Below are 22,143 nucleotides of genomic sequence, written 5' to 3' on the forward strand. Positions count from 1 at the left end.
CCCGTCGTGACCGAATCGAAACGATCGCCCCGACACCTGCCGGATGTTTTCTGCGGCGTGACGATTCGGCGGCTCACCAGTGCGGACAGGCACCCTCCGAGGATTGCTGTGGCCAAAACCGAATCGGGCGAACGCCGTTGGACCCCGGGACGCGCGGAGTGTCAGATGGAACGTGGTCTCTGCTACGGCTAGGGTGGCCTGCGTTATGAGCGACCCGTTGGGGTTGTCGATCGGGACCACCAACTTGGTTGCGGCGCGAGTCGGCAATCAGCCAGAGATCAGGCGTTCGGTGCTGACGTTGTCGGCAGACCGGACGCCGCAGGTCGGCGTGCCGGAATCCGGGGCAGGGGTGACCCTGGCCGGATTCGTCGAGCGTGTGGGTGACCCGGTGCCGCTCGTGGCGCCCGACGGTGCGTCCTATCCCGCAGACACCCTGCTGGTCGAGGCGCTCGACGCCATGGTGGAGGCGGCCGGCGGCCCGTCGCAGCAACTGGTGATCGCGGTTCCCGCGCACTGGGGACCCACGACGCTGCGGGCTCTGCGCAACGCGCTGCGGACCAACCCCAGCCTTTCGCACGGCGGTATGCCCGCACGCCTGGTACCCGACGCCGTGGCATCGCTGGCCGCGCTGCGGGTGAACCCGGGCCTGCCCACGGGCGGCGTGGTGGCGCTGGTGGATTTCGGTGGCAGCGGCACCAGCATCACGCTGGCCGACGCGGCCTCGGGTTTCGAACCGATCGACGAGACCACCCGCCACCCGGATTTCTCGGGGGACCAGATCGACCAGGCCCTGCTGACGCACGTGCTCGACGGCATCGCCGAGGCCGGTGGGATCGACCCGGCAGGTACCGCAGCGGTCGGGTCGCTGGCCCGGCTGCGTGAGGAGTGTCGTGCGGCCAAGGAAAGGCTCTCGGCGCTGACCGCGACGGACCTCGCCGTGGAACTGCCGGGATACTCCGCCACGATCCGTGTGACCCGCGACGAGCTCGAGACGTTGATGCGTCCGCCGTTGACCGGTGTGCTCGACACGCTCGACAATGCCCTGGAGCGCAACGGGTTCGACTGGTCGGCCGTCGCGGCTGTGGTGACGATCGGCGGCGGGGCGAGCATTCCCCTGGTCACCCAACAACTTTCGGAACATTCACGCGCCGTCGTGGTGACCACACCGCAGCCCGCGCTCGACGCGGCCGTCGGTGCGGCGCTGATCGCGGCAGGCGTCACGGCGTCCGCTGCGGCCGACGCGGAGGCGATGACCGGTGCCGCACCCACACTGGGTGTCGCGGCCGTGTCCGATACGACCGGGCCTGATGCAGCCACCGCGAGTGCACCCGCGGTCGGTGCGACCCCGGATCAAGAGGGCTCGTCCACATTCCGTGCGCTCGCGTGGTCGGAGGACGAACCGGCCGATGACGTGGTGCCCTACGCGGGACCCGATGTCGTGAATCCCTACGCCGCCAACCCCTACGCGAATCCCTACGCGGGTGACACTTCGGCGCGGCCCGCCGTGCAGTACGTGCCGCCCACGGGACCTGTCGAGGAGCCGGCGGGTGGATGGAAAAGGTTGCCGCTCACAGTCTTCGGCATCGCCGTTGCGGCTGTGCTGGTGGCCGTGGGAGGTGTCACGTATGCGCTCACCAGTTCGACCAGCAGCACCCCGACCACCGAGGTGCGTACCGCCGAACCCAAACCCCTGACGCCGGAACCGGAACCCAGCGCGGTTGCCCCGCCGCCGGTGGCCGAGCCGCCGCCACCGGTCACCGAGGCGCCGCCTCCTCCGCCGCCGGTGACCATCACCGAGGTGGCGCCGCCGCCGCCGGTCACCGAGACACACGTCGTCACGCAGACCACGACGCCGCCCACCACGACGACCACCACAACCACGTCGCCGACCACGACCGAGCCGACGACCACGACCACCACGCCGACCACCACCGAAACGACCACCACGACCACGACACCGACAACGACCACCAACCCGATGACCACCACCTACATCACGGTGCCGTTCGTGCCGGTGCCGATCCCGATCCAGGTGCCGAGCCGGGAACAGCCGCAACCCCAGTACCCGCCGCAATATCCGCAGCAGTACCCCCAGAATCCGCAGTACCCGCAGAACCCGTTCCAGCCTTACCCCTGATCAGGAGTGCGCGGCCTCCGGAGTGGCCGTCTCGACGTTGCGCGGGTGGAAGCACGCGGCCGCGTGGCCCGGGGCCAGGTCGACCAGCGCCGGGGTCTCCTCCTTGCAGATCTCGGTGGCCCACGGGCAGCGCGTGTGGAAGCTGCACCCGGACGGGGGATTGATCGGACTGGGCACATCGCCTTCGAGCACCAGGCGTTCACGTGCGGCGTTGCGGCGCGGATCGGGGATGGGCACCGCCGACAGCAGCGCGTCCGAATAAGGATGGAACGGTGTGCGGTACAGGCCGTCGACGTGGCCGGTCTCGACGATCTTGCCGAGGTACATCACTGCGACCCGGTCCGAGACGTGACGTACGACGCCCAGATCGTGGGCGACGAACAGGTACGACAGCCCGAACTCCTCCTGCAGATCCTTGAGGAGATTGATGATCTGCGCCTGCACCGAGACGTCCAGCGCCGACACGGGTTCGTCGGCGATGATCAGTTTCGGCTGCAGGGCAAGGGCTCTGGCGATCCCGATGCGCTGCCGCTGCCCGCCCGAGAACTCGTGGGGGTAGCGGTTGTAGTGCTCGGCCTGCAGACCCACGCGCTCCATCAACTCGCGCACCTTGCGGCCGGTCTCGGCCCCCGAGGACAGGCCGTGCAGTTCCATCGGCTCACCGATGATCTGGCCCACCCGTTTACGGGGGTTCAGGGATGCGTAGGGATCCTGGAAGATCATCTGCACCTGACGGCGCATGGGCCGAAGGTCACGTTGTGACCGCCCGACGAGTTCCTGTCCCTCGAACCGCACCGAACCCGACGTCGGCTGGATCAACTGCAGGATCACGCGGCACAGCGTGGACTTGCCACAACCCGATTCGCCTACCAGGCCGAGGGTTTCGCCCTCGTGCAGCGTCAGGCTCACGCCGTCGACCGCACGCACACGCGCGACCTCCCGGTCGATGACGACACCGGACTTGATGGGGAAATGTTTGACCAGATCGGTCACTTCCAAAAGTGGGGTCACCGCAGTGTCCTCTTCTCCTCCGGCGTGAGCCAACAGCGATCCAGATGTCCGTCACCCTTGCGGTCCTCCAGCGGCGGCGGTTGCGTGCACTTGGAGAACGCATGCGCGCAGCGGGCCGCGAACCGGCATCCGGTCGGCGGGTTGAGCAGCGACGGTGGCTGTCCCGGGATCTGTTGCAGACGCTCTTGGTTCGTGTCCTCGACACGCGGCAGCGATCCCAGCAGGCCCCACGTGTACGGGTGTTGCGGATCGTAGAAGATCTCGTCGAGCGTGCCGTCCTCGACGATCTGCCCGGCGTACATCACGACCACGCGATCGGCCACCTCGGCCACCACGCCCAGATCGTGCGTGATGAGGACGACCGCGAGTTCACGCTCCTGGTTGAGCCGGTCGACCAGGCGCAGGATCTGGGCCTGCACCGTGACGTCGAGTGCGGTGGTGGGCTCGTCGGCGATCAGCACCTCGGGTTCGAGCGCGAGCGCCATGGCGATCATCACGCGCTGGCGCATACCGCCGGAGAACTCGTGCGGATAGTCCGAGACCCGCTGCTCCGGATGCGGAATGCCCACGGCGCGAAGCAGTTCGACCGCCTTGTCGCGCGCCTCGGCCTTCGACATGTCGCGGTGGGCCCGGATCATCTCGATGATCTGATCGCCGACCCGGTAGACCGGGTTGAGCGATGTCATCGGATCCTGGAACACCATCGCGATGTGCTCGCCGCGGATCTCGCGCAACGCCCCGTCGTCGAGCGAGTTGATGTCACGCCCGCCGAAATCGATCGCGCCGGTGATCGCGGAGTTGGAGGCCCGCGTGAGACCGATGAGCGTCTGAGCCGTCACGCTCTTACCGGAACCGGATTCGCCGACCACGGCGAGGATCTCGCCGCGTTTGAGGTCGAACGAGACTCCGTCGACAGCACGGACCACCCCGCCGTCAGTGGTGAAACTGACCCTCAGGTCGTTCACCTGAAGAAGTGCGCTCATACTGCGGCCGCCTCTCCGAGCCGGATTCGTGGATCGAGGTATGCGTACGCCAGGTCGACGACCGTGTTGAACAACACGATGAAGAACGCGCCGTACATCGTGACGCCGATGAGCGGCGGCAGGTCGAGGGTGCGGACCGCCTCACCGGCGTACAGGCCCACCCCGTTGATGTTGAAGACGGTCTCGGTCAGGATCGCGCCGCCACCGACCACGGCGCCGAAGTCGAGGCCGAACAGCGTGACCACCGGGATCAGCGAGTTGCGCAGGATGTGCCGGATCCGGACCTGCCGCGGGGTGATGCCCTTGGCCTTTGCGGTTCGCACGTAGTCCTCGTTGGCGACGTCGAGCATGTTGGTGCGCAACACGCGGCTGTAGAACCCGACGAACAGCACCGCGAGCGTGATCCACGGCAGTATCAGGTGGTAGGCCCACTGCAGCGGATTCTCGTCCAGCGGTACGTAACTGCTGGATGGAAACAGTTGCAGCTTGAAGCTCAGAAAATACAGCAGGATCGCGGCGAGCCAGAACACGGGCATCGAGATGCCTGCGAGCGACAGCACCGTGAGCGCACGGTCGGTGAACCGGCCCGCGTGCACGGCGCTGAGGTAGCCGAACCAGATCGACAATGCCATCCACAGCACGGCCGCGCCGATGCACAGCGACATCGTGGCGGGCAGCCCCTGCCAGATCTGGTCCACGACATTGCGATTGCTGGCGTACGACGTGAGCTGTCCGGTGATGATCTGCTTCATCATCGTCACGTACTGCACGGGCAGCGGTTGGTCGAGGCCGAGATCCGCGCTGACCCGGGCGATGAGCGCCGGGTTGGCGTTCTTGCCCGCGATGCGCGCGGCCGGATCGGAATTGGGGATCACGTTGAAGATGAGGAACACGAGCAGCGAGATCGCGAAAAGCACCGCGATCATGCCGAGCACGCGTCTCACGACGAACCGGGCCATGGTTTAGTGCTCCAACCGGATCTTGGCCTTGGGATCGAGCGCTTCACGCAGCCCGTCACCGAAGACGTTGAGAGACAGCACCGTGACGACGATCATCAGACCGGGGACGATCGTCAGGTGCGGTGCGGTGTAGATGGTCTGGTATCCGTCGGCGATCATCGTGCCCCACGACGCATTCGGCGGACGTACACCCGCGCCCAGGAACGACAGCGCCGACTCCAGCAGCATGTTGTTGGCGATGTTCAGCGTGAAGAACACGATGATGGTCGAGACGATGTTGGGCAGCAGTTCGGTGATCATGATCCGGACCGGTCCCTTGCCCATCGCGACCGCGGCCTCGATGAACTCCTTCTGCCGCAACGCAAGTACCTCGCCGCGGATCGGCCGCGCCATGTAGGGCACGTAGACACAGCCGATGATGAGGATCGGGATCCACAGTGAATCACCGGCCACGTGGATGACCCCGAGCTTGAATCCGCCGAGCGCCAGCGCGGTACCGAGCGCGATGCCCAGCAGCAGCACCGGGAACGCCCACATGACGTCCATGATCCGAGACAGCACGGTGTCGATCCAGCCGCGGTAGAAGCCGGCCAGAAGGCCGATGACCACGGCCAGCACGGTGGTCACCAGCGCGGCGGTCAGACCGATGTAGATCGACGTGCGGCCGCCGTACATCAACCGCACCATCACGTCGCGGCCGTTCTGGTCGGCCCCGAGGAGATATCTGCCGTGCAGGCCCGGTCCGATGGGAGTGCCGTCGGGGGAGACCACGTAGGTTTCCACGCCGTCGATGAGGACCTGATCGGTGATGTGGTTCTCGTTGGGCAAGGTGTGCGCCACGTGTTCAGACCACAGCGGAGCGGCCAGGCAGAACAGCACGATCAGGATGAAGACGCCGCCACTGAAGAGCGCAACCTTGTTGCGACGCAACCGCGTCCAGGCGAGATACCAGGGGCTGTGGCCGGTGGCCGGGACGGGCCCGGCCACCGTGACAGGTTCAGCTACGTCGGTCATTTGAGCGCGAACGACGTGAAGTCCTGGTTGAACAGCACATGGTGGTAGCTCCTGTCGAAGTCCATCCGGTCGGACAGGAACGTCGCGAGTTGCTCGTTGCCGTACGGCGCCCACACAGCCTGCTCCATGTACGCCCGGTCGAGATCGGCGTAGCCCTTCTTGGTTTCGTCCGTGAGCTGCTGGGTGAGGAGCTCGTTCATCTTGGCGTCGAGTTCGGGGATGGCCACACGGGAGAAGTTGTTGCCGTTGGTCGGCAGGATGCTCTTCCCGTTGATCAGTGGCCGGAAGAAGTCGTCCGGATGCGGGAAGTCCTGGAACCAGTCGCCGAACCCGGTGTCGAGATCGGGTGTCGTCTGGTTGCCGATCGTGGTCCAGTAGACGTCACCGGCAATGACTTTCAGCGTCGCGTTGAAGCCCAGCTGCGTGAGCACGTCGTGGTAGTACTCGCCGATACGCTTGCGGTCGGGTTCGTCGTCGGTCCACACCGTGATGTCGCGGTCGGCCGGATTGGCCTCGGCGATCAGCTGTTTGGCCTTGTCCATGTCCGGGCCCGGGTACAGCGTGAACTCCTCGTATCCGGGCATACCCGGCGGCAGGATCTGCTGCGTGGGGTGCAGGCGCCCACCGAACACGCGGTTGAGCGCTTCCGGATCGATCGCGTAGTTGACGGCCTGACGCACGCGGACGTCGTTGAACGGCGCCTGCTGCGTGTTCATCCAGAAGTAGTAGGTGTTGATCGAGTCCTCGAGGCGGAACCGATCACCGAACCGCGCCTTGACCTCGGGCAGCCGGTCGGCGTCCGGCGGATCGTGCATGAAGTCGGTCTTGTTCTGCTCGATGTCGGTGACCTGCGCGCTGTTGCTCTTGTTCTGCGTGACGATGATCTTGTCGACGTGCGCGTCGGCCACCTCGTCGGCGCCCGCGTCCTTGACGGTCTGGAACTGCGGGTTGCGTTCCATGACCAACGTGTGCGGCGCATCGACGCTCGTGATCGTGAACGGACCGCTGCCCGGTGGCGGGTTGTTCGTGGCGTCGGTGTCCAGCGGCGTGGTGGGCGGAACCGGCGCCGAGAACGGAAGACCGAGCAGGTTGTCGAACGTGCCGTTGGCCTCGGTGAGGTTGATGGTTATGTCACCGGTGTCATCATTGGTTTGGATGCCAGTGATGGTGTCGGCCTTGCCTTCTGCGTAGTCGTTGGCACCCACGATGACGCCGAAGAACACCGAGCCGCCCGAGTCGGCCTTGAACAGCCGCTGGATTGCGTACGTGAAATCCGATGCCTTGATGGGGGTTCCGTCGGCGTACTTCATGTTCTGCCGCAGCTTGAGCTTGTAGGTCTTGCCGTCCGGTGAGACCTCGGGCATGTCCTCGGCGAGACCGGGCGCCACCTCCGCGCCCTCTTCGCCCTTGGCGTGCTTGTACGTCAGCAGCGGGACATAGGTGTTGTACAGGACCTCCCAGCCCTCCATCGTGTAGGAGAGCTGCGGGTCGACGTAGTCGGGGAACGACGTCATGGTGACGTTGACCTCCCCGCCCTCGTTGGCCGCACCGCTGCTGCCCCCACTACCTCCGCCGCCCCCGCACGCCGCGACGCCCAGCACTGCGACTGCGGCGACACTGGCGATCTTCAAACACTTGCGCCCAGCGATCATTGATTCCCCTTGATTTCCAAACTTGGATGCCCCGGATACAGCTCTACGCCATCTGAGTGGGCCGTTGAGCATCTTTCGGGAAAATTCACGGTGCGCAAGTCGAACGACCGAAGTTTCTTCTGTGTAACTCGAATCTGTGTGTACTAGCTACGGGTCTTGGTGAGCCTGAAGGCGGTTCGCGCTGCGACTATGACGAGAGTGTGACGGTGTGCGCAACATCTGCCGTCCCGGGCCCCTTCCCGGGCCGAGGCGAAGCCCACAACCAGCGGCACTTCGCCCATCTGCGGAGTTGTACGGTTTTCGCCAGGATCTCGACGCTCGGAGGAGTCACATGAAACCCACGCACTTGGTCGCCGCCAGCGCCATAAGCGTTGTTATGTCCGGGTTTTTCGCGGCGCCTGCCGTGGCGAGCCCGGCCGAAGGTGATGTCGAGCGGACCGATCTGGCCGAGGGCACCACGACGACGCCGATCTGGATCGTGACCGCGGGTCAGCCCACCACGCTCACGGTGCAGAGTCTCCTGCTGCAACCCGGTGCCGGCAGCGGTTGGCATGCGCATCCCGGGCCCGAGCACTCCGTCGTCAACTCGGGTTCGGTGGTGCTGCGCACCGCACCCGGATGCGCGCCGGTGACCTACGGGACGGGGCAATCGGTGTTCATCCCGGCAGGCGTGCCCCACGAGGTGTCCAACCAGGGATCCGAAGAGGCCGAGGTGGTGGTCACCTACACCCTGCCGGCAAATGTGCCGGCTCGCGACGACGCTCCTGCGATGTGTCCTTAGCTGGGAGTTTGCGTTTCGTGTCGATCCCCTGCGCTGCGACCCGCGACGACCGGCAGCGCCGAAATACGCCGTATGCTGCCCGTCCCCGCTAGAGTCACCGTGTGCCTCAAATGGATCGTCGCAGTGTGATGTTCATGATGGGTCTGGGGGTGGCAGCCGCTGCACTTCCCGTCGGGACGGCCGGCGCCGACCCACTCATCGGAGATAACCCGCCCGGTCCCGGGCCCGCCGCGGCAGCCGAGCCCACCTTCCTGTTCCAGGACGAGTTCAACGGTCCCGCGGGATCGCCGCCGGATCCCGCGTGGTGGTACCTGGTGCCCGCCCGCGAGACCATCAAGAACCCCGTCGAATGGGACAAGCCGTACAACATGGGGCGGTATGTCACCGACCAGGAACATGCCTTCCAGGACGGCAAGGGCAATCTGGTCATCCGCGCGACGCGGGGGCCGGGTACCACCATCCAGGAGAAGTACGCCAGTGCCAAGGTGGTCGGCCTGTGGCGCGGTGGCATCGGCACCACCTGGGAAGCCCGCGTCAAGCTGAACTGCCTGACCGACGGTGCGTGGCCCGCGTTCTGGCTTCTCAACGACAACCCCGTGCGTGGCGGCGAGGTCGACCTCGTCGAGTGGTACGGCAACCGAGACTGGCCGTCGGGCACGACGGTGCACGCCCGCCTCGACGGCACGTCGTTCGCGACCAATCCGCATCCCGTCGACAGCGACTGGCACACCTGGCGCATGTCGTGGAAACCCGAAGGCATGTACTTCTGGAAGGACTACGCGCCGGGTATGGAGCCGTTCTTCTCGGTTCCCGCGAACTCGTTGCAGGACTGGCCTTTCAACGATCCCGGTTACACCATGGTCCCGGTGTTCAACATCGCCGTCGGCGGCTCCGGCGGACGTGAACCCGCCGGAGGCACCTATCCGGCCGAGATGCTGGTCGACTGGATCCGGGTGTTCGCCGGCTGATACCGCCTTCTGCGCCGAGCGTGCGCGCAGGGCGGGAAATCAGCCGAACTCCCGCCCTGAGCGCACGGTCGGCGGGTCAGGTGGGCGGCGGGGCACACCATCACACCAAGCGTGACCGGATCCAGCCCGACAATCGTTCGATGGCGTAGACGATCACGAAGATGACGATCACGATGGCGCCTGCGACGTCGAAGTTCAGCGTGCGGATCGACTCGAACAACAGGTAGCCCACACCACCCGCGCCGACGATGCCGAGGATGGTCGACGTGCGGACGTTCACGTCGAACAGGTAGAGGCTCGAACCGACCATGGCAGGCATGGATTGGGGAAGCACCGCGGCGAACAGCGTCTTCCACCATCCGCCGCCCACCGAGCGGACCGCCTCCATGGGGCCCGGATCGATCTCCTCGACCGCGTCGGCGACGAGTTTCGCGAGAAACCCGATCGATCCGATGGCCAGCGCGCACGTACCGGCGATGGGCCCGAGGCCCAGGGCCGCGACGAACACGACCGCCAGGATGAGTTCGGGCACGGCGCGCACCACCAGGATCCACGCCCGGGCCGGCCAGTACAGCGCCGGATGCGGAGTCACGTTGCGTGCGGCCAGGATTCCGGCCGGCAGTGACAGCGCGATGCCGATCGCGGTCGCCACGACACCGATCGCGACGGTCTGCGCGGCCGCGGTGAACAGGTCGGCGCCCAGTGCGTCGAAGTTGGGCGGCACCATCCTGGTGAAGATGCCGATTGACGGGAACACCCACGTGAACAGTGCCACCGGGTTGATCTTGAGGAGCACGAACGCCGCGACGCACGAACCGCCGAGCACGCCCGACAGACCGAACCGCGTGACGCGATCGCGCATTGGGCTCGAGCGCGCGGGTTCCAGCAGGATCCGCCGAATCGCGATGGCCACCAGTTCCATTCCCGCGATGATCGCGAGGATCACGCACACGATGCCGAGTGCGCGGGGATAGATCAGCCCGCGCAACGCGTCCTGCAAGGCGAACCCGATGCCACCGGCGCCGACGAATCCCAGCACCACCGACATGCGCAGGTTGATGTCGATGCGGTAGACGAAGGTGGCGATCCACGACGGCACCACCTGGGGAACGACGGCGTTCAGCAGCTCTCGCAAGTAGCCGACACCCGTGCTCCGGACGGCTTCGCGTGGTCCCGGATCGGTCTGCTCGATCGCGTCGGCGAACACCTTGCCCAGCATGCCGATCGAATGCAGTGCGAGTGCGAGAACACCAGGCAGCACGCCAATTCCGAGCGCCCGGACGAACAACACCGCGAACAGCAGGTCCGGCATTGCGCGACAGAACGTGATGACCGCGCGCGCCACGGCCTGCACCGCCGGATGCGGTGTCGTGTTGCGTGCGGCGAGAAATGCCAGCGGAACCGACGCGATCGCCGCGAGGGTGGTGCCGAGCACCGCCATCAACAGGGTCTCGACGGCGAGCATGCCGATGCGCGCCGGGTCGTCGAGTCGCGGTGGGACCATGCGTCGCAACAGTGCGACGATGTTGTCGCTGCCGTCGATCAGCGCGGTCGGTACGAAATCGATCGCCCACGCCGAGACGATGGTGGCCAGCACCGCCGCGATCGCGACGACGTGCAGAAGACCGGGAAAGGAAGGCTTTCGGGACTCTGTGGACCGGGACGGCGGGGCGGGCGGCCGGGTGATCTCGGTGGTCATACGCGACGTGCCGGGGTCACGGCGGGGTCGACGCGCTGGTAGACGGCCATGACGTCGTCGCGCGTCATCCCGACGGCAGGTCGGTCGAGGACTTTGCGGCCACCCTGCAGGCCGACGAGGCGGTGTGCCCAGCCGAGAGCGAGATCGACCTGGTGCAGTGTGCACACCACGGTCAGCTTTTCCTCGATGCACACGCGGAACAGCAGATCCATGACCACGCCGGCATTTTCGGGATCCAGTGACGCGACCGGTTCGTCGGCGAGCAGCAGGGCGGGCTTCTGCATCAGCGTGCGCGCGATGGCCACGCGCTGCTGTTGTCCGCCGGAGAGAGTGTCAGCCCGGCGGTCGGCGTAGTCGGCGAGCCCGACACGGTCGAGGTGGGCCAGTGCCTCCGCCCGCATGTGCCGGGGATAGGTCAGCGCGCCATAGCGCGGCAGGCGCAGCCGGCCCAGCCCGCCGATGAGGACGTTCTCCAGGCAGCTGAGCCGGCCCACGAGATTGAAGTGCTGGAACACGAACCCGACGCGGCGGCGCAGCGCCCGCAACTGGGCGCCCGAGGCCTGGTCCACACGTGTCCCGCCGACGTCGACGGTTCCCGAGGTCACCGGATGTAAACCGTTGAGGCAGCGCAGCAGTGTGGATTTGCCCGAGCCGGACAGGCCGAGCAGCACGAGGAGTTCGCTGCGGTGGACGTCGAGTGACACATGGTCCAGGGCCAGCGTTTCGCCGAAGCGTTTGGTGACGTCGCGCGCGATGACAACGACGTCATCACCCGCGACGGGGTTCACGGGGGTCACGTCAGCCCTTGCACTTCTCGGAGCCCGTCACGTCGCACACATGGCGCACGCCGTCGTAGTCCGCGTCGGTGACCGGCACCACGCCCCAGGCCCGCTCATCGGTGATGCGGCATGCGTCACCTTCGCAGAATCCCTCTTCCTCAAAGGATTTGACGTTGGCATCTTGAGCGAACATGGTCTTGAGCTTGTCGATGACCTCGGGGCCCAACGCGTCGTTGGCGGCGAACACCGAACCGGCGATCATGTCCGATTTCCACACCGTCTTGAGCTGACCGGGTTTGAGGTCGCCCTTGTCGATCATGGTCTTGTCGACCATGGTGTCGAACGCGAAGCCCGCGTCGCAGTCGCCGTTGGCGATCGCGAGCGCCGAGGAATCATGCCCGCCTGCGAAGATCGGTGACATCGCGGCGGAGATGTCGGCCTCAGAACCCGACTTGACCACACCTTCCTCGATCAGGCCCGCGGTCGGGTACAAAAAGCCCGACGTCGACCCCGGATCGACGAAGCACACCTTCTTGCCGGCAAAGTCCTTGAGCCCGTTGATGTTGTCCTCGTCGGCGCGCGCGAGCCCGTAGGACTGGTAGCCGGGGGCACCGCCCTCGTCCTTGATCACCGCGCCGAGTGGGGTCATCTTGGCTCCGTTGACCCCCGCGACCACGTAGGCGAACGGGCCGAAGAACGCGAGGTCGACGTTGCCCGCGATCATGCCCTCGACCACGCCCGCATAGTCGGAGGCCTGGACGAACTCGACCTTGGAGCCCGTCTGCTTCTCCAGCATCTTGATCAGTGGGTCGTAGCTGGCCTTGAGGTCGCTGGAGTTCTCCGCCGGGATCGCGGCGAGGGTGATCGTCTCGGGGAAGCCCTCGGCGGTGGTGGACTGCGGCTTGTCGGAGCCCGAACAGGCCGACGCCAGCAGGGCGACGCAGGCCGCCGCTGTGGCGATCTTGTGGTGAGCACGGATCTTCATGTCGCGCAGAACCTTTCGAAAGGCGGGCAAGTCAGAGGGAGGCACTCTTCGGTATGTCCGGCCTCGTCCACACACCTTGTGGGGTGGTCTATACCAACGGGTGCATCTCGGGAAAACGGAAGGTGAACAAGCGAATACGTCTTGGTCTATACCAGCGGACGGCCGTCTGACGAGGCTCGGCTGTGTATTACGTTGGCCCCGTGACAGCGGGCGCGGCGCCACGGATCCTCAAGCATCAGGTCGTTCGTGCCGAACTGGACCGCATGCTCGACGGTATGCGCATCGGGGATCCCTTCCCCGCCGAGCGGGAGATCGCCGAGCAGTTCGAGGTGGCCAGGGAGACCGTCAGGCAGGCGCTGCGTGAACTGCTCATCGACGGCCGGGTGGAGCGGCGCGGCCGCACGACCGTGGTGGCCCGGCCCAAGATCAGACAACCCCTCGGCATGGGCTCCTATACCGAGGCGGCCAAGGCCCAGGGATTGAGTGCGGGCCGCATCCTGGTCGCGTGGAGTGACCTGACCGCCGACGAGGTGCTCGCCGGCGTGCTCGGTGTCGACGTCGGGGCGCCGGTCCTGCAGTTGGAGCGTGTGCTCACCACCGATGGCGTGCGTGTCGGTCTGGAAACCACCAAACTGCCCGCGCAGCGGTACCCCGGCTTGCGGGAGACGTTCGACCACGAGGCGTCGCTGTACGCCGAGATCCGCAGCCGTGGGATCGCCTTCACGCGGACGGTCGACACGATCGACACGGCGCTCCCGGACGCGCGGGAAGCGGCCCTTCTCGGGGCCGACGCGCGCACTCCCATGTTCCTGCTCAACCGGGTGTCCTACGACCAGGACGACGTTGCCATCGAGCAACGGCGCTCGCTGTATCGCGGCGATCGGATGACGTTCACGGCCGTCATGCACGCTAAGAATTCCGCAATCGTTTCGTGATCGATTTGTTACTTTTGACCAGCGGAAACACCGGATTCTTGATATTGGCAAAACTCTAAGAGAATTCTCAGAACCGCCAGGGCGTTGCTGACCTGCGGTTTTGGTCCCCGTATCGTGCTGCGCGTGGGCCGACATTCGTTAGCCAGCCCCCGCAGGCGCAAGCCGTCGGCGGTCGCGGCTGCCGTCATCGCACCGGCCGCGGTGTTCTTCGCGGTCGGTGGTGATGTCAACCCATTCCCCGCCGAGCCGGACATCAAACCCGCGGCCGCGCCCGAAGGCACCGGCCAACCCGTGCCGGGTATGGAACTCATCGCCGCCGGGCCCGCTGCCAACCCGTCCGCCACGCCCGCCGGAGTGAGCGCAGGAGCCGAGCCCGCCACCGCATCGAGGTGGCGCGTACTCAACATCCCGAAGCTGCTGCCCGCCGGGCGCGCGCCGGAAAGCGGCCTGCAGGTCAAGACCATCCTGGCCGCACGCAGCGTCAGCGCCGACTTCCCCGAGATCCAGCAGATCGGCGGTGTTCGCGCGGACTCCCTGCGCTGGCACCCGAACGGTCTGGCGCTCGACGTGATGATCCCGAACCCGAGCAGCCCAGCGGGTATCGCGCTGGGCAACGAGATCGTGGCGTACGCGCTGAAGAACGCCGAGCGGTTCGCGCTGCAGGACTGCATCTGGCGCGACACCTACTACACGCCCAGCGGCGCGCGTAAAGGCTCGTACGGTCACTACGACCATGTGCACATCACCACCAAGGGCGGTGGCTACCCGTCGGGTGGCGAGGTCTACCTGCGCTGAGCGTGTCGTGCGCATTCGGATGCGTCGACAATTACAGTCCGCATCGTGGCGCTGTCGCTCGGTTGGGCCCGTTCGGTGCTGCGTGCCGAGGTCGCTGAGATCCGCCGCAGCGATCCGGACCTCGATCCTCGGGACATTGCCGGCTTCTCGTTGCCCATCCTGGTGCGCGCACTCGGCATACTCGCCGTCGGCGTCGTCCCGATGCTGGTGGTCCGCAACGGCGACCGCGCCAATGCGGAACTGGTGGCGATCATCGGGTCGCTGGCGTTGGTGCTCATCTGCGCCGCGGTGGTCGCCTGGCTGATCTCGGTCGTGCTGTCCGGGCTCATCGTGATGGTGCTGTACCGCACGCGACCGGGCGCCTCCTCGCACCTGGTGATGAGGTCTCTGACCGATTCGTTCCTCCGTGTCAACGGCGCGACGTCGGCGCTGATGTTGTTGGCACTACTGGCGGGCCTGTTGGCGCTGGCGTTCGGGTTACCCACCCGCAGTTCCGATGAGCTGGCCAACTCGGTTCTCGACGACCTGTTGACGGCCCAGGTGGGGATGCTGCTGGTGGCGCTCGCATTCGCCTTCGTCATCGAGTCGATCCGGACGTCGGCAGACATCGTGAACGATCAGTCCCTGCTGCTCGCCTGGCCGTGGGCCCTGCTGATCGCCGCATCGAGTTGGGTCGCGGCGACCACGCTCGGCCCGTTCGAGGTGACGCGGATGCTGACCATCCTGCTGCACGAGTGGCTGCCGGCGACCGTCGACGGGGTGCCGAGCGACGAGGTGATCGCCGACCTGGTGTCGCCGTCGGCGCGCTGGTGGGTGGTGTTCGGGCCGCTGCCTGTCATCACCGCGATCTGGGCGTATCAGGCCAAGCGGCACGGCGGGTTCGCGGCGCTGCAACAACACCGCGCCTGAACGCGCAGGCGACGGACGCCGTTTCACAGGGATGCCCTCATTCGTGGATATCGGCATCGAGGTGATGCAGTGCCTCGCGATTTCGGTGCCGGTCGGGATCGGTATGACGGTCTCGGTGCTCGCGCTGCCGGAGGAAACCGGCGGCGTGGTCGCCAAACGCGTGCGGGCCCTGGCGTTGCCTGCGGCCGTCCTGGTGTTTCTCGCGGCCTTGCCCGCATTCCCCGCCGCTGACACCGGCGCGGCGCGGGTCGAAGCGGTCGGCCTGGTGGTGACCGGTCTCGGATTGGCGGCGTTGTGGACGTGGGCCTCCCGGCCGCTGGCCGGCGGTGTCGCAGCGATCGCGGCGCTCACGGGCTTCGTCCCCAACGTGCCGGTGACCTTCACGCTGAACGATGTCGCACACGACCTGTTGACCGCGGTCCACGTGCTGGGCATGCAGGTTTGGACGGGCGGGCTCATCGTGCTCGCGCTCGCCGGAGTTCTGGGCCGGATCGGCGGCCCGCCGCCAGATGCGTTGCGCGCCACCGAGGACTGGACACGCATCTGGGAGCGGTTCACCCTCGTGGCGATGTGCGCGGTCGGGGCGATGATCGTGAGCGGGACGTGGCTCGCGTGGACACACGTCGGCACGGTCGGCCAATTCTTCACGACGTCCTACGGGCGGCATCTCTTCGTCAAGCTCGTCTTCGTCCTCGCGCTCGTGCTGGCCGGCGCCTACAACATGCGGGTGCTCCTGCCGAAGATCGCCGAGGCCAGAGGGCTGGGTGATCACCGCTGGGCGTTCCGGCTGGCGGTCGAGCACTTCCCTGCGGTGGTGCTCGGCGAGGTGGCACTGGCGCTCGCGATCCTGGTGATGGTGACGTTCCTGCACGGATCTGCACGCGCGCAGGCGGGTTGGCCCGCGGCGCGCGCCTTCGACCTCACGGTGCTCGGTTCGGGTGTGGTGCTCACCGTGCTGGTGGCAATTGCGTTGCGGGCCGGACGCTCCCGCAGCGGTGCACCGAAGTAGCGATCAGGGCACCTGCGGTTTGATCTCCTCGATCACCCACTGGGCGTAATCGAGATACTCGTCGACACCGCGTACGGGCGGCAGCGGTACCGCGCTGACGGTCACGCCCTGCTCGCCCAGCCAGCTCAGCCGGTCGATGATCTCCTGGGCGCTCATGCCCGGGCGGGCGTTGGGATCGTCGCGCACGGTGTGCCCTTCACCCACCCGCGTGGTGGCCATACCGTGGACCACGTCGAACGCGCGTCCGTCGTACTCCGGCTGTGACTTGATGAAATCGATCCGCTCCGCGAGCTTTTCGGGCGGCGTCAGAAACGACCACCAGCCCGAGGCGTATCTGGCGGCCCGGCGCAGTGCGGCGTCGGCGTCACCGCCGATGAAGATGGGCAGGTGTGGTTTCTGCACGGGCTTGGGCTCGAACGCGATATCGCCGAACGAGACGTAGCGTCCCTCGAACTTGGGTGAGTCGCTGGTCCACAACTCGACGATCGCGGCGAGGTACTCGTCGGCCATGCGCCCGCGTTCGTGGAACGGCACCCCGAGCAGCTCGAACTCCCGCTGGAGCCATCCCACTCCGAACGTGACCATCATGCGTCCGCTGCTCATCCAGTCCGCGGTCGCGAGCGCTTTCGCCAGCACGATGGGGTGCTGCAGCGGCAACACCGTGATGCACGAGTTGAGCATGATGCGCTCGGTCGCCCCGGCGATGTAGGCCTGCGCGACCGTCGACTGCAGATAGTGCGGGCCGGACAGTTCGACATGTTCGTTCGGTATCACGAAATGCTCTGGTACGGCGATCATGTCGTAGCCCCATCGGTCGGCGCACTTGACCATCCGTGTCTGGTCGGCGCCCGTCACCTCGGCCTCCCACGGTTGCATCATCGCCTTGAGGCGCAGCATGTGGGGCAGGTTGAACACGAGCTTCATACCGAACTCCTTCACGGACCTGGGAGAGGTGGCTTCTCGAAATCAGAGAGTATTAGCTGCCGACGATTGAAACTCTATTATCGTAGAGAAAGTTGAAAGCCCGTATCGCGGGCGGAACAGGAGACGGCGATGGCGGTGCAGCTGGACCTGACGGGGCGGCGGGTTCTCATCACGGGCGCGGGACAGGGCGTGGGACGCGGTCTCGCGCTGGCGTTCGCGTCGGCCGGAGCGGCCGTGGTGGTCAATGACCTGCGCGCCGAACGCGCCGAGGCCGTCGTCGACGAGATCAAAGCCCAGGGCGGTACGGCCGCCGCTGCGGCCTTCGATGTCACCGACTTCGACGCGGTCACCGCCGCCGTGGTGGCCGCGGGCCACGTCGACATCCTGGTCAACAACGCGGGCAACGCGGGTGCCGAAGGCTTCGCGTCGCGCGCGCCGTTCGCCGAGACCACACCGGAGGACTGGGAGCCGTTCCTGCGGGTGAATCTCTACGGCGTCCTGCACTGCACGCGCGCGGTGCTGCCGTGGATGATCGAGCACAAATGGGGCCGGGTGCTCACCATCGTGTCCGACGCGGGGCGCACCGGCGACGCCAACGGCGCGACCTACGCCGCGGCCAAAGCCGGTGCGGCCGGGCTGACTCGATCACTGGCGCTGGAAACTGGACGCCACGGCATCACGGCCAACAACATCGCACTCGGCACCATGCGCACGCCGCTCACCGAACCGCTGTGGGCCGAACAGGCCGACTCGCCGCAGGCCAAGGCGATCCTTGCCGGTTACGCTGTGCGCAGGCCCGGGTTGCCCGAGGACGTCACACATCTGGCGGTGCTGTTGGCCAGTGACCACGGGTCGTGGATCACCGGGCAGACCATCCCGGTCAACGGGGGCTACTCGTTCGCTCTCTGATCAGCCCTGTTCAGGCTGCGGGCCGCCGCGGCAGAGTGAACAGATGATGGCTTCGAGTTGCTCGGCCGAGCCGATGGTGCGGTCGCCGCGGCTGAGGGCCAGCAGCAGGCCGCTGATGAACGTCAACAGCACATAGGTCCGTTCGGCCACCTCCGCCGAATCGGCGTCGGGCGAAAGGCGTTGCACCACATCGCGATGCATGTCGACGAACCGCTGCTGGTGCAGCGCGAACACCTGCGCCAGGCCGGGGTCGCGGCTCGACGGCATCGCGAGCTCGAGGCGGGCCCGGCTGCGGACGAATCCGGGCCCGTCCGCGGCGCGCATCACCAGCGCCGCCAGTCCCGCGGCCGGGTTCTCACCCGGGGCGGGAGGTTCGGTGGCCGCGGTCAGATCCTGCAGATCCAACTCGGCGACGCGGCCGGCGACCGCGTGCAGCAGCGCCGAACTGGTGCGGAAGTAGAAGGACGTCGTGCCGTCCGGGACTCCGGCCGTGCGGTCCACCTTCAGGTGCGTGAGACCCTTGATACCCTCGTCGGCCAGCAGTCGGATCGCCGCGTCGCAGAGTTCACGCCGGCGCTGTTCGGGGTTCTGTTTGCGTCCCATGGGTTTCGCACAGCATATCGGCGTCGCCGCGGTGCGAGAACGGGATCAGGCCCCCTGGTACGCGCGGGCAACCCGCGTGACGAACTGATAGACACCGTCCTCGTCGGGCGCCAGCGGGCCGGGCCTCGCATGCGGAGACGACAGGCCGCGCTGCACCGATTCGCACGCCGCCCAGTCCTGGCGGTTGGTCAGATCCCAGAAGTCCACCGCGTACGCCGGATCGAAACCGGGTCTTCCGACCGCTTCCCTGGGAAACGCCCACGCGCATTCCACGTGGGTACGGTCGACGGCCAGCGGTGTCATGAGATGCGTCATGACGTAGTCGGGATGCAGGCTCACCAACAGGTTGGGGTAGCCCACGAGATACATCACCGTCCGCAGTTCGTGCTCCGACAGGCCCGCGATCGCGACGCCGCCGCTGCGGCCGTCCAGCGACATGGTCTCGGCGCCATCGACGATCGACATCCAGCCGCCCATCCAGGACCCGGGCAACTCGAGGTTCTCGCCACTGGTGGGCGGGCTGATGCGCGACAGCTCGGGATGGATGGACGAGCAGTGGTAGCACTCCTGGTAGTTCTCGGCGATGATCTTCCAGTTGGCCGCCAGCTCGTAGGAGTGCCGCGCGACGATCGTGAGGTCTTCGGGACGATACGGCGACACCACGTCTTCCAGTCCGGCAACGTGCGTCGTGAAATCGGCATCCTGACCACTGGGGTCCACGAAAAGCCAACCGTGCCAGTCGACGAGGCGCAGCTCGACGAGGCCGAAGGCGTCCGGGTCGAACCCCTCGACGTCCTTGAACCCGGGCGCGTTGCGCACCGAACCGTCGAGCCGGTACGACCACGCGTGATACGGGCACACGATGCTGCGGCGTTTGGCCGACGCACCGCACGACAACAGTTCGTGATTGCGGTGGCGGCATGCGTTGGCGAAGGCCCGCATCCGGTTGTCCTCACCGCGCACGAGCAGCACGCCGTTGGCCCCCGAACCGACGGCGCGCTGTGCGCCGGGCGCCTCGAGATCGGCGGCATGGCCCACACAGGTCCAGCCCGAGAAGATCGCCTGCTGCTCCCACGCGAACACTGCTGGATCGACGTAGGCCTCGCGCGGCAGCATGCGGGAGTGCCCGAACGGTGCCAGTGCGGCAGCCAGATCGTCGGCCGGTACGGGCGCGGGACCGATCTGTTTGAACATACAGTCAGGATAGTCGTCGGCCCCGGAATGGTCCACAGCCGCGTGGACGTTCAGCCGGCGGTGGTCTCACCCGCGAAGCCCGTGATACCGCGGTCGGCCATCGCGTCACCGCGAGTCATCCTGCGGTACACCAGGAATCCGACGACGATCGCGACGAGTGCGGCCAACAGGAGCAGTGTCGCCAGGGCGTTGAGCGCAGGTGTGGGGGCAGCCCGCGCGGTGTTGTAGATCTTCACCGAAACCGGTTCGGTGGCAGCGTCACTGGACAGATAGCGCACCAGGACGAAATCGTCGATCACGTCGGCGAACACCAGCACCGTGCTCGCGAAGATCGCAGGCATCAACATCGGCAGGGTCACGCGGCGCAGCGCGTCCAGCGGCGCCGCGCCGAGATCCATTGCCGCTTCCTCGTATTGTCGGCCGATGGTCGCCAGGCGGGCGCGGACCAGCACGGCCGGATACGCGATCTGGAAGGTGACCAGACCGATCACCTGCGCCGAGGTGCCCAACCCGATGGGCAGCGCCAACGACGTCACCACGAACAGCAGCGCGACCGCCAGCAGCACCTCGGGGACGACGAACGATACGAGCATCAGCATGTTGGCGCCCGACGGCAACCGGCCCCGCCAGCGGTCGATGCCGATCGCGAACAGCACGCCGAGTGGCACGGTGATCAACGTGGTGATCACGCCGAGTTTCAGCGTCTGCAACAGTGCGGTGTGCAAAGCCGCGTCGTGCCACACCGATTTCACCGGGTCGCCCCAGTACCAGCGGAACGAGAAGCCCTCCCAGCGCGTGCGGGAACGTCCGTCGTTGAACGAGAACATCACCGCGATCAGCACCGGAAGCAGTGACCACACCAGGTAGATCACCGTGACGCCCACCAGGATTCGCGGCGGCCGCCACGGATCGCGCCACCATGCGACAGGTGAGCGCAGGGTTCGCGCGGTGCTCATGACGCCACCTCGTCGCCGCGTGAGGTCACGCGCACGTAGTAGAACATCGGCAGGACCGTCACGATCAGCACCAGCATCACGAACGCGCCGGCCTGCCCGGTCTGGCCCGGCGCGTGCACGCTGTCGTTGATGAGGTTGCCCACCATGGCGGTCTTGGGGGACGCCGAGAGCATGTCGGAGGTGAAGTAGTCGCCCAGCATCGGCAGGCAGGTCAGCAGCACAGCCGCGACGATCGTGGGCCGGCACATCGGCAGCGTCACGCGCCAGAACGACGCCAACCGGTCGGCGCCCAGATCCCGCGCGGCCTCCAGCGTCGACTGCGGCAGACGATCCAGACCCGCGTACAGGGGCAGGATCATGTACGGCACATAGCCGTACACCAGACCCAGGATCACCACGACGGGCTGACCGGTCAGCCAGTGCACGCTCGCGTCGAAGAAACCGCCGAACGACAGCAGACGGTTGACCATGCCGTCGTCCTGTAACAGGTTGACCCAGGCCAGCATCCGCATCATGTAGCTGATCCAGAACGGCGCGATCAGCAGTGCCAGCAGGATGCCCTTGCGCCGTCCGGACAGCCGAGCCACGTAGTACGCGACCGGGAACGCGATCAGCAGGCACAGCAGGCCGGCGATGCCCACGTAGACGGCGGTGCGGATCAGCGCAGGGCCGTAGACCTCGTTGGGGCCGATGCGCTCCAGCACGTACATGAACTGGGTGGCGTCCCAGTACAGCGGATTCCACACTGGCACCGGGGTCCGGAAGATCGGGTCGATCTGGCCGAACACGATGGCCGCCACCACATACAGTGGTGCGACGACGAACAGCAGCAGCCAGACCAGGCCCGGCGAGGCCAGCAGCGGCCACAGGGGATTGGTCCGCTCACGTGACGCCCTGCGTGGCCTCGAGGGCCCTGCCGGCGGCGCCGTCACCGCCACGGA

The 22,143-nt window shown here is 66.6% G+C and carries 21 protein-coding genes; 8 read left to right on the plus strand and 13 right to left on the minus strand.

Annotated elements, in window-relative coordinates:
* Window positions 1-205: 205 nt before the first annotated feature.
* On the plus strand, window positions 206-2,137 hold the full coding sequence (locus AT701_RS03295; protein ID WP_058125165.1) for an Hsp70 family protein: 1,932 nt from the start codon (window positions 206-208) through the stop codon (window positions 2,135-2,137).
* Here AT701_RS03295 and AT701_RS03300 read toward each other — a convergent pair whose 3' ends face one another.
* Genes AT701_RS03300 through AT701_RS03320 form a run of 5 tightly spaced genes read right to left on the minus strand, consistent with a single transcriptional unit; the run spans window position 2,138 to window position 7,756 of the window.
* Entirely contained in the window at window positions 2,138-3,148 is a 1,011-nt protein-coding gene (locus AT701_RS03300) for an ABC transporter ATP-binding protein (RefSeq protein WP_058125166.1), read from the minus strand.
* Window positions 3,145-4,131, minus strand: a complete 987-nt coding sequence (locus tag AT701_RS03305; RefSeq protein WP_058125167.1) for an ABC transporter ATP-binding protein — start codon at window positions 4,129-4,131, stop codon at window positions 3,145-3,147. The genes AT701_RS03300 and AT701_RS03305 overlap by 4 nt, the downstream gene beginning before the upstream one ends.
* A complete protein-coding gene (locus AT701_RS03310; RefSeq protein WP_003892061.1) occupies window positions 4,128-5,090 on the minus strand; it encodes an ABC transporter permease in 963 nt (320 codons plus the stop codon). Before AT701_RS03310 ends, AT701_RS03305 begins: the two co-directional genes overlap by 4 nt.
* Before the next feature lie 3 nt (window positions 5,091-5,093).
* On the minus strand, window positions 5,094-6,104 hold the full coding sequence (locus tag AT701_RS03315) for an ABC transporter permease (RefSeq protein ID WP_058125168.1): 1,011 nt from the start codon (window positions 6,102-6,104) through the stop codon (window positions 5,094-5,096).
* Complete coding sequence (locus AT701_RS03320) at window positions 6,101-7,756, minus strand: ABC transporter substrate-binding protein (protein WP_011727088.1); 1,656 nt, start codon at window positions 7,754-7,756, stop codon at window positions 6,101-6,103. The genes AT701_RS03315 and AT701_RS03320 overlap by 4 nt, the downstream gene beginning before the upstream one ends.
* A 331-nt stretch (window positions 7,757-8,087) precedes the next feature.
* Between AT701_RS03320 and AT701_RS03325 the strand changes: the two genes are divergently transcribed.
* Window positions 8,088-8,537 carry a cupin domain-containing protein gene (locus AT701_RS03325; RefSeq protein ID WP_058125169.1) on the plus strand — a complete coding sequence of 150 codons (450 nt, stop codon included), beginning with the start codon at window positions 8,088-8,090 and terminating at the stop codon, window positions 8,535-8,537.
* Between the two features lie 110 nt (window positions 8,538-8,647).
* Complete coding sequence (locus AT701_RS03330) at window positions 8,648-9,505, plus strand: glycoside hydrolase family 16 protein (protein WP_029104246.1); 858 nt, start codon at window positions 8,648-8,650, stop codon at window positions 9,503-9,505.
* A 100-nt stretch (window positions 9,506-9,605) separates the two neighbouring features.
* Here the strand turns inward: AT701_RS03330 and phnE are convergent, their stop codons facing one another.
* Genes phnE through AT701_RS03345 form a run of 3 tightly spaced genes read right to left on the minus strand, consistent with a single transcriptional unit; the run spans window position 9,606 to window position 12,968 of the window.
* Complete coding sequence (gene phnE / locus AT701_RS03335; RefSeq protein ID WP_058125170.1) at window positions 9,606-11,204, minus strand: phosphonate ABC transporter, permease protein PhnE; 1,599 nt, start codon at window positions 11,202-11,204, stop codon at window positions 9,606-9,608.
* The gene (gene phnC, locus AT701_RS03340; RefSeq protein WP_003892068.1) at window positions 11,201-11,992 is read right to left on the minus strand and encodes a phosphonate ABC transporter ATP-binding protein; all 792 of its coding nucleotides are present in this window, start codon (window positions 11,990-11,992) and stop codon (window positions 11,201-11,203) included. The genes phnE and phnC overlap by 4 nt, the downstream gene beginning before the upstream one ends.
* A gap of 10 nt (window positions 11,993-12,002) precedes the next feature.
* Entirely contained in the window at window positions 12,003-12,968 is a 966-nt protein-coding gene (locus AT701_RS03345) for a phosphate/phosphite/phosphonate ABC transporter substrate-binding protein (RefSeq protein WP_003892069.1), read from the minus strand.
* A gap of 200 nt (window positions 12,969-13,168) precedes the next feature.
* Between AT701_RS03345 and phnF the strand changes: the two genes are divergently transcribed.
* The 4 genes from phnF (at window position 13,169) to AT701_RS03365 (ending at window position 16,616) form a co-directional block, all read left to right on the plus strand.
* Window positions 13,169-13,903 (plus strand): GntR family transcriptional regulator PhnF, encoded by a 735-nt coding sequence (gene phnF, locus AT701_RS03350; protein WP_029104245.1) that lies wholly within the window; start codon window positions 13,169-13,171, stop codon window positions 13,901-13,903.
* A gap of 123 nt (window positions 13,904-14,026) precedes the next feature.
* Complete coding sequence (locus tag AT701_RS03355) at window positions 14,027-14,698, plus strand: VldE C-terminal domain-containing protein (RefSeq protein WP_014876824.1); 672 nt, start codon at window positions 14,027-14,029, stop codon at window positions 14,696-14,698.
* A 45-nt stretch (window positions 14,699-14,743) separates the two neighbouring features.
* Window positions 14,744-15,607, plus strand: coding sequence for a hypothetical protein (locus AT701_RS03360; protein ID WP_058125171.1), 864 nt, complete (start codon window positions 14,744-14,746; stop codon window positions 15,605-15,607).
* A 31-nt stretch (window positions 15,608-15,638) separates the two neighbouring features.
* Window positions 15,639-16,616, plus strand: a complete 978-nt coding sequence (locus AT701_RS03365) for a CopD family protein (protein WP_058125172.1) — start codon at window positions 15,639-15,641, stop codon at window positions 16,614-16,616.
* Window positions 16,617-16,619: 3 nt separating this feature from the next.
* Here AT701_RS03365 and AT701_RS03370 read toward each other — a convergent pair whose 3' ends face one another.
* Window positions 16,620-17,540, minus strand: coding sequence for a TIGR03619 family F420-dependent LLM class oxidoreductase (locus AT701_RS03370; RefSeq protein ID WP_014876826.1), 921 nt, complete (start codon window positions 17,538-17,540; stop codon window positions 16,620-16,622).
* A gap of 129 nt (window positions 17,541-17,669) precedes the next feature.
* Between AT701_RS03370 and AT701_RS03375 the strand changes: the two genes are divergently transcribed.
* On the plus strand, window positions 17,670-18,449 hold the full coding sequence (locus AT701_RS03375; protein WP_058125173.1) for an SDR family NAD(P)-dependent oxidoreductase: 780 nt from the start codon (window positions 17,670-17,672) through the stop codon (window positions 18,447-18,449).
* Here the strand turns inward: AT701_RS03375 and AT701_RS03380 are convergent, their stop codons facing one another.
* The 4 genes from AT701_RS03380 to AT701_RS03395 are packed head-to-tail and all read right to left on the minus strand — an operon-like array spanning window position 18,450 to window position 22,140.
* Window positions 18,450-19,052, minus strand: coding sequence for a TetR/AcrR family transcriptional regulator (locus AT701_RS03380; RefSeq protein WP_058125174.1), 603 nt, complete (start codon window positions 19,050-19,052; stop codon window positions 18,450-18,452).
* 45 nt (window positions 19,053-19,097) lie between these two features.
* A complete protein-coding gene (locus tag AT701_RS03385; RefSeq protein ID WP_058125175.1) occupies window positions 19,098-20,246 on the minus strand; it encodes an aromatic ring-hydroxylating oxygenase subunit alpha in 1,149 nt (382 codons plus the stop codon).
* 50 nt (window positions 20,247-20,296) lie between these two features.
* Window positions 20,297-21,202 (minus strand): ABC transporter permease, encoded by a 906-nt coding sequence (locus tag AT701_RS03390; protein WP_058125176.1) that lies wholly within the window; start codon window positions 21,200-21,202, stop codon window positions 20,297-20,299.
* A complete protein-coding gene (locus tag AT701_RS03395) occupies window positions 21,199-22,140 on the minus strand; it encodes an ABC transporter permease (protein WP_003892079.1) in 942 nt (313 codons plus the stop codon). Before AT701_RS03395 ends, AT701_RS03390 begins: the two co-directional genes overlap by 4 nt.
* Window positions 22,141-22,143: the final 3 nt, after the last annotated feature.

This window comes from Mycolicibacterium smegmatis, from assembly GCF_001457595.1.
Lineage (GTDB): Bacteria > Actinomycetota > Actinomycetes > Mycobacteriales > Mycobacteriaceae > Mycobacterium > Mycobacterium smegmatis.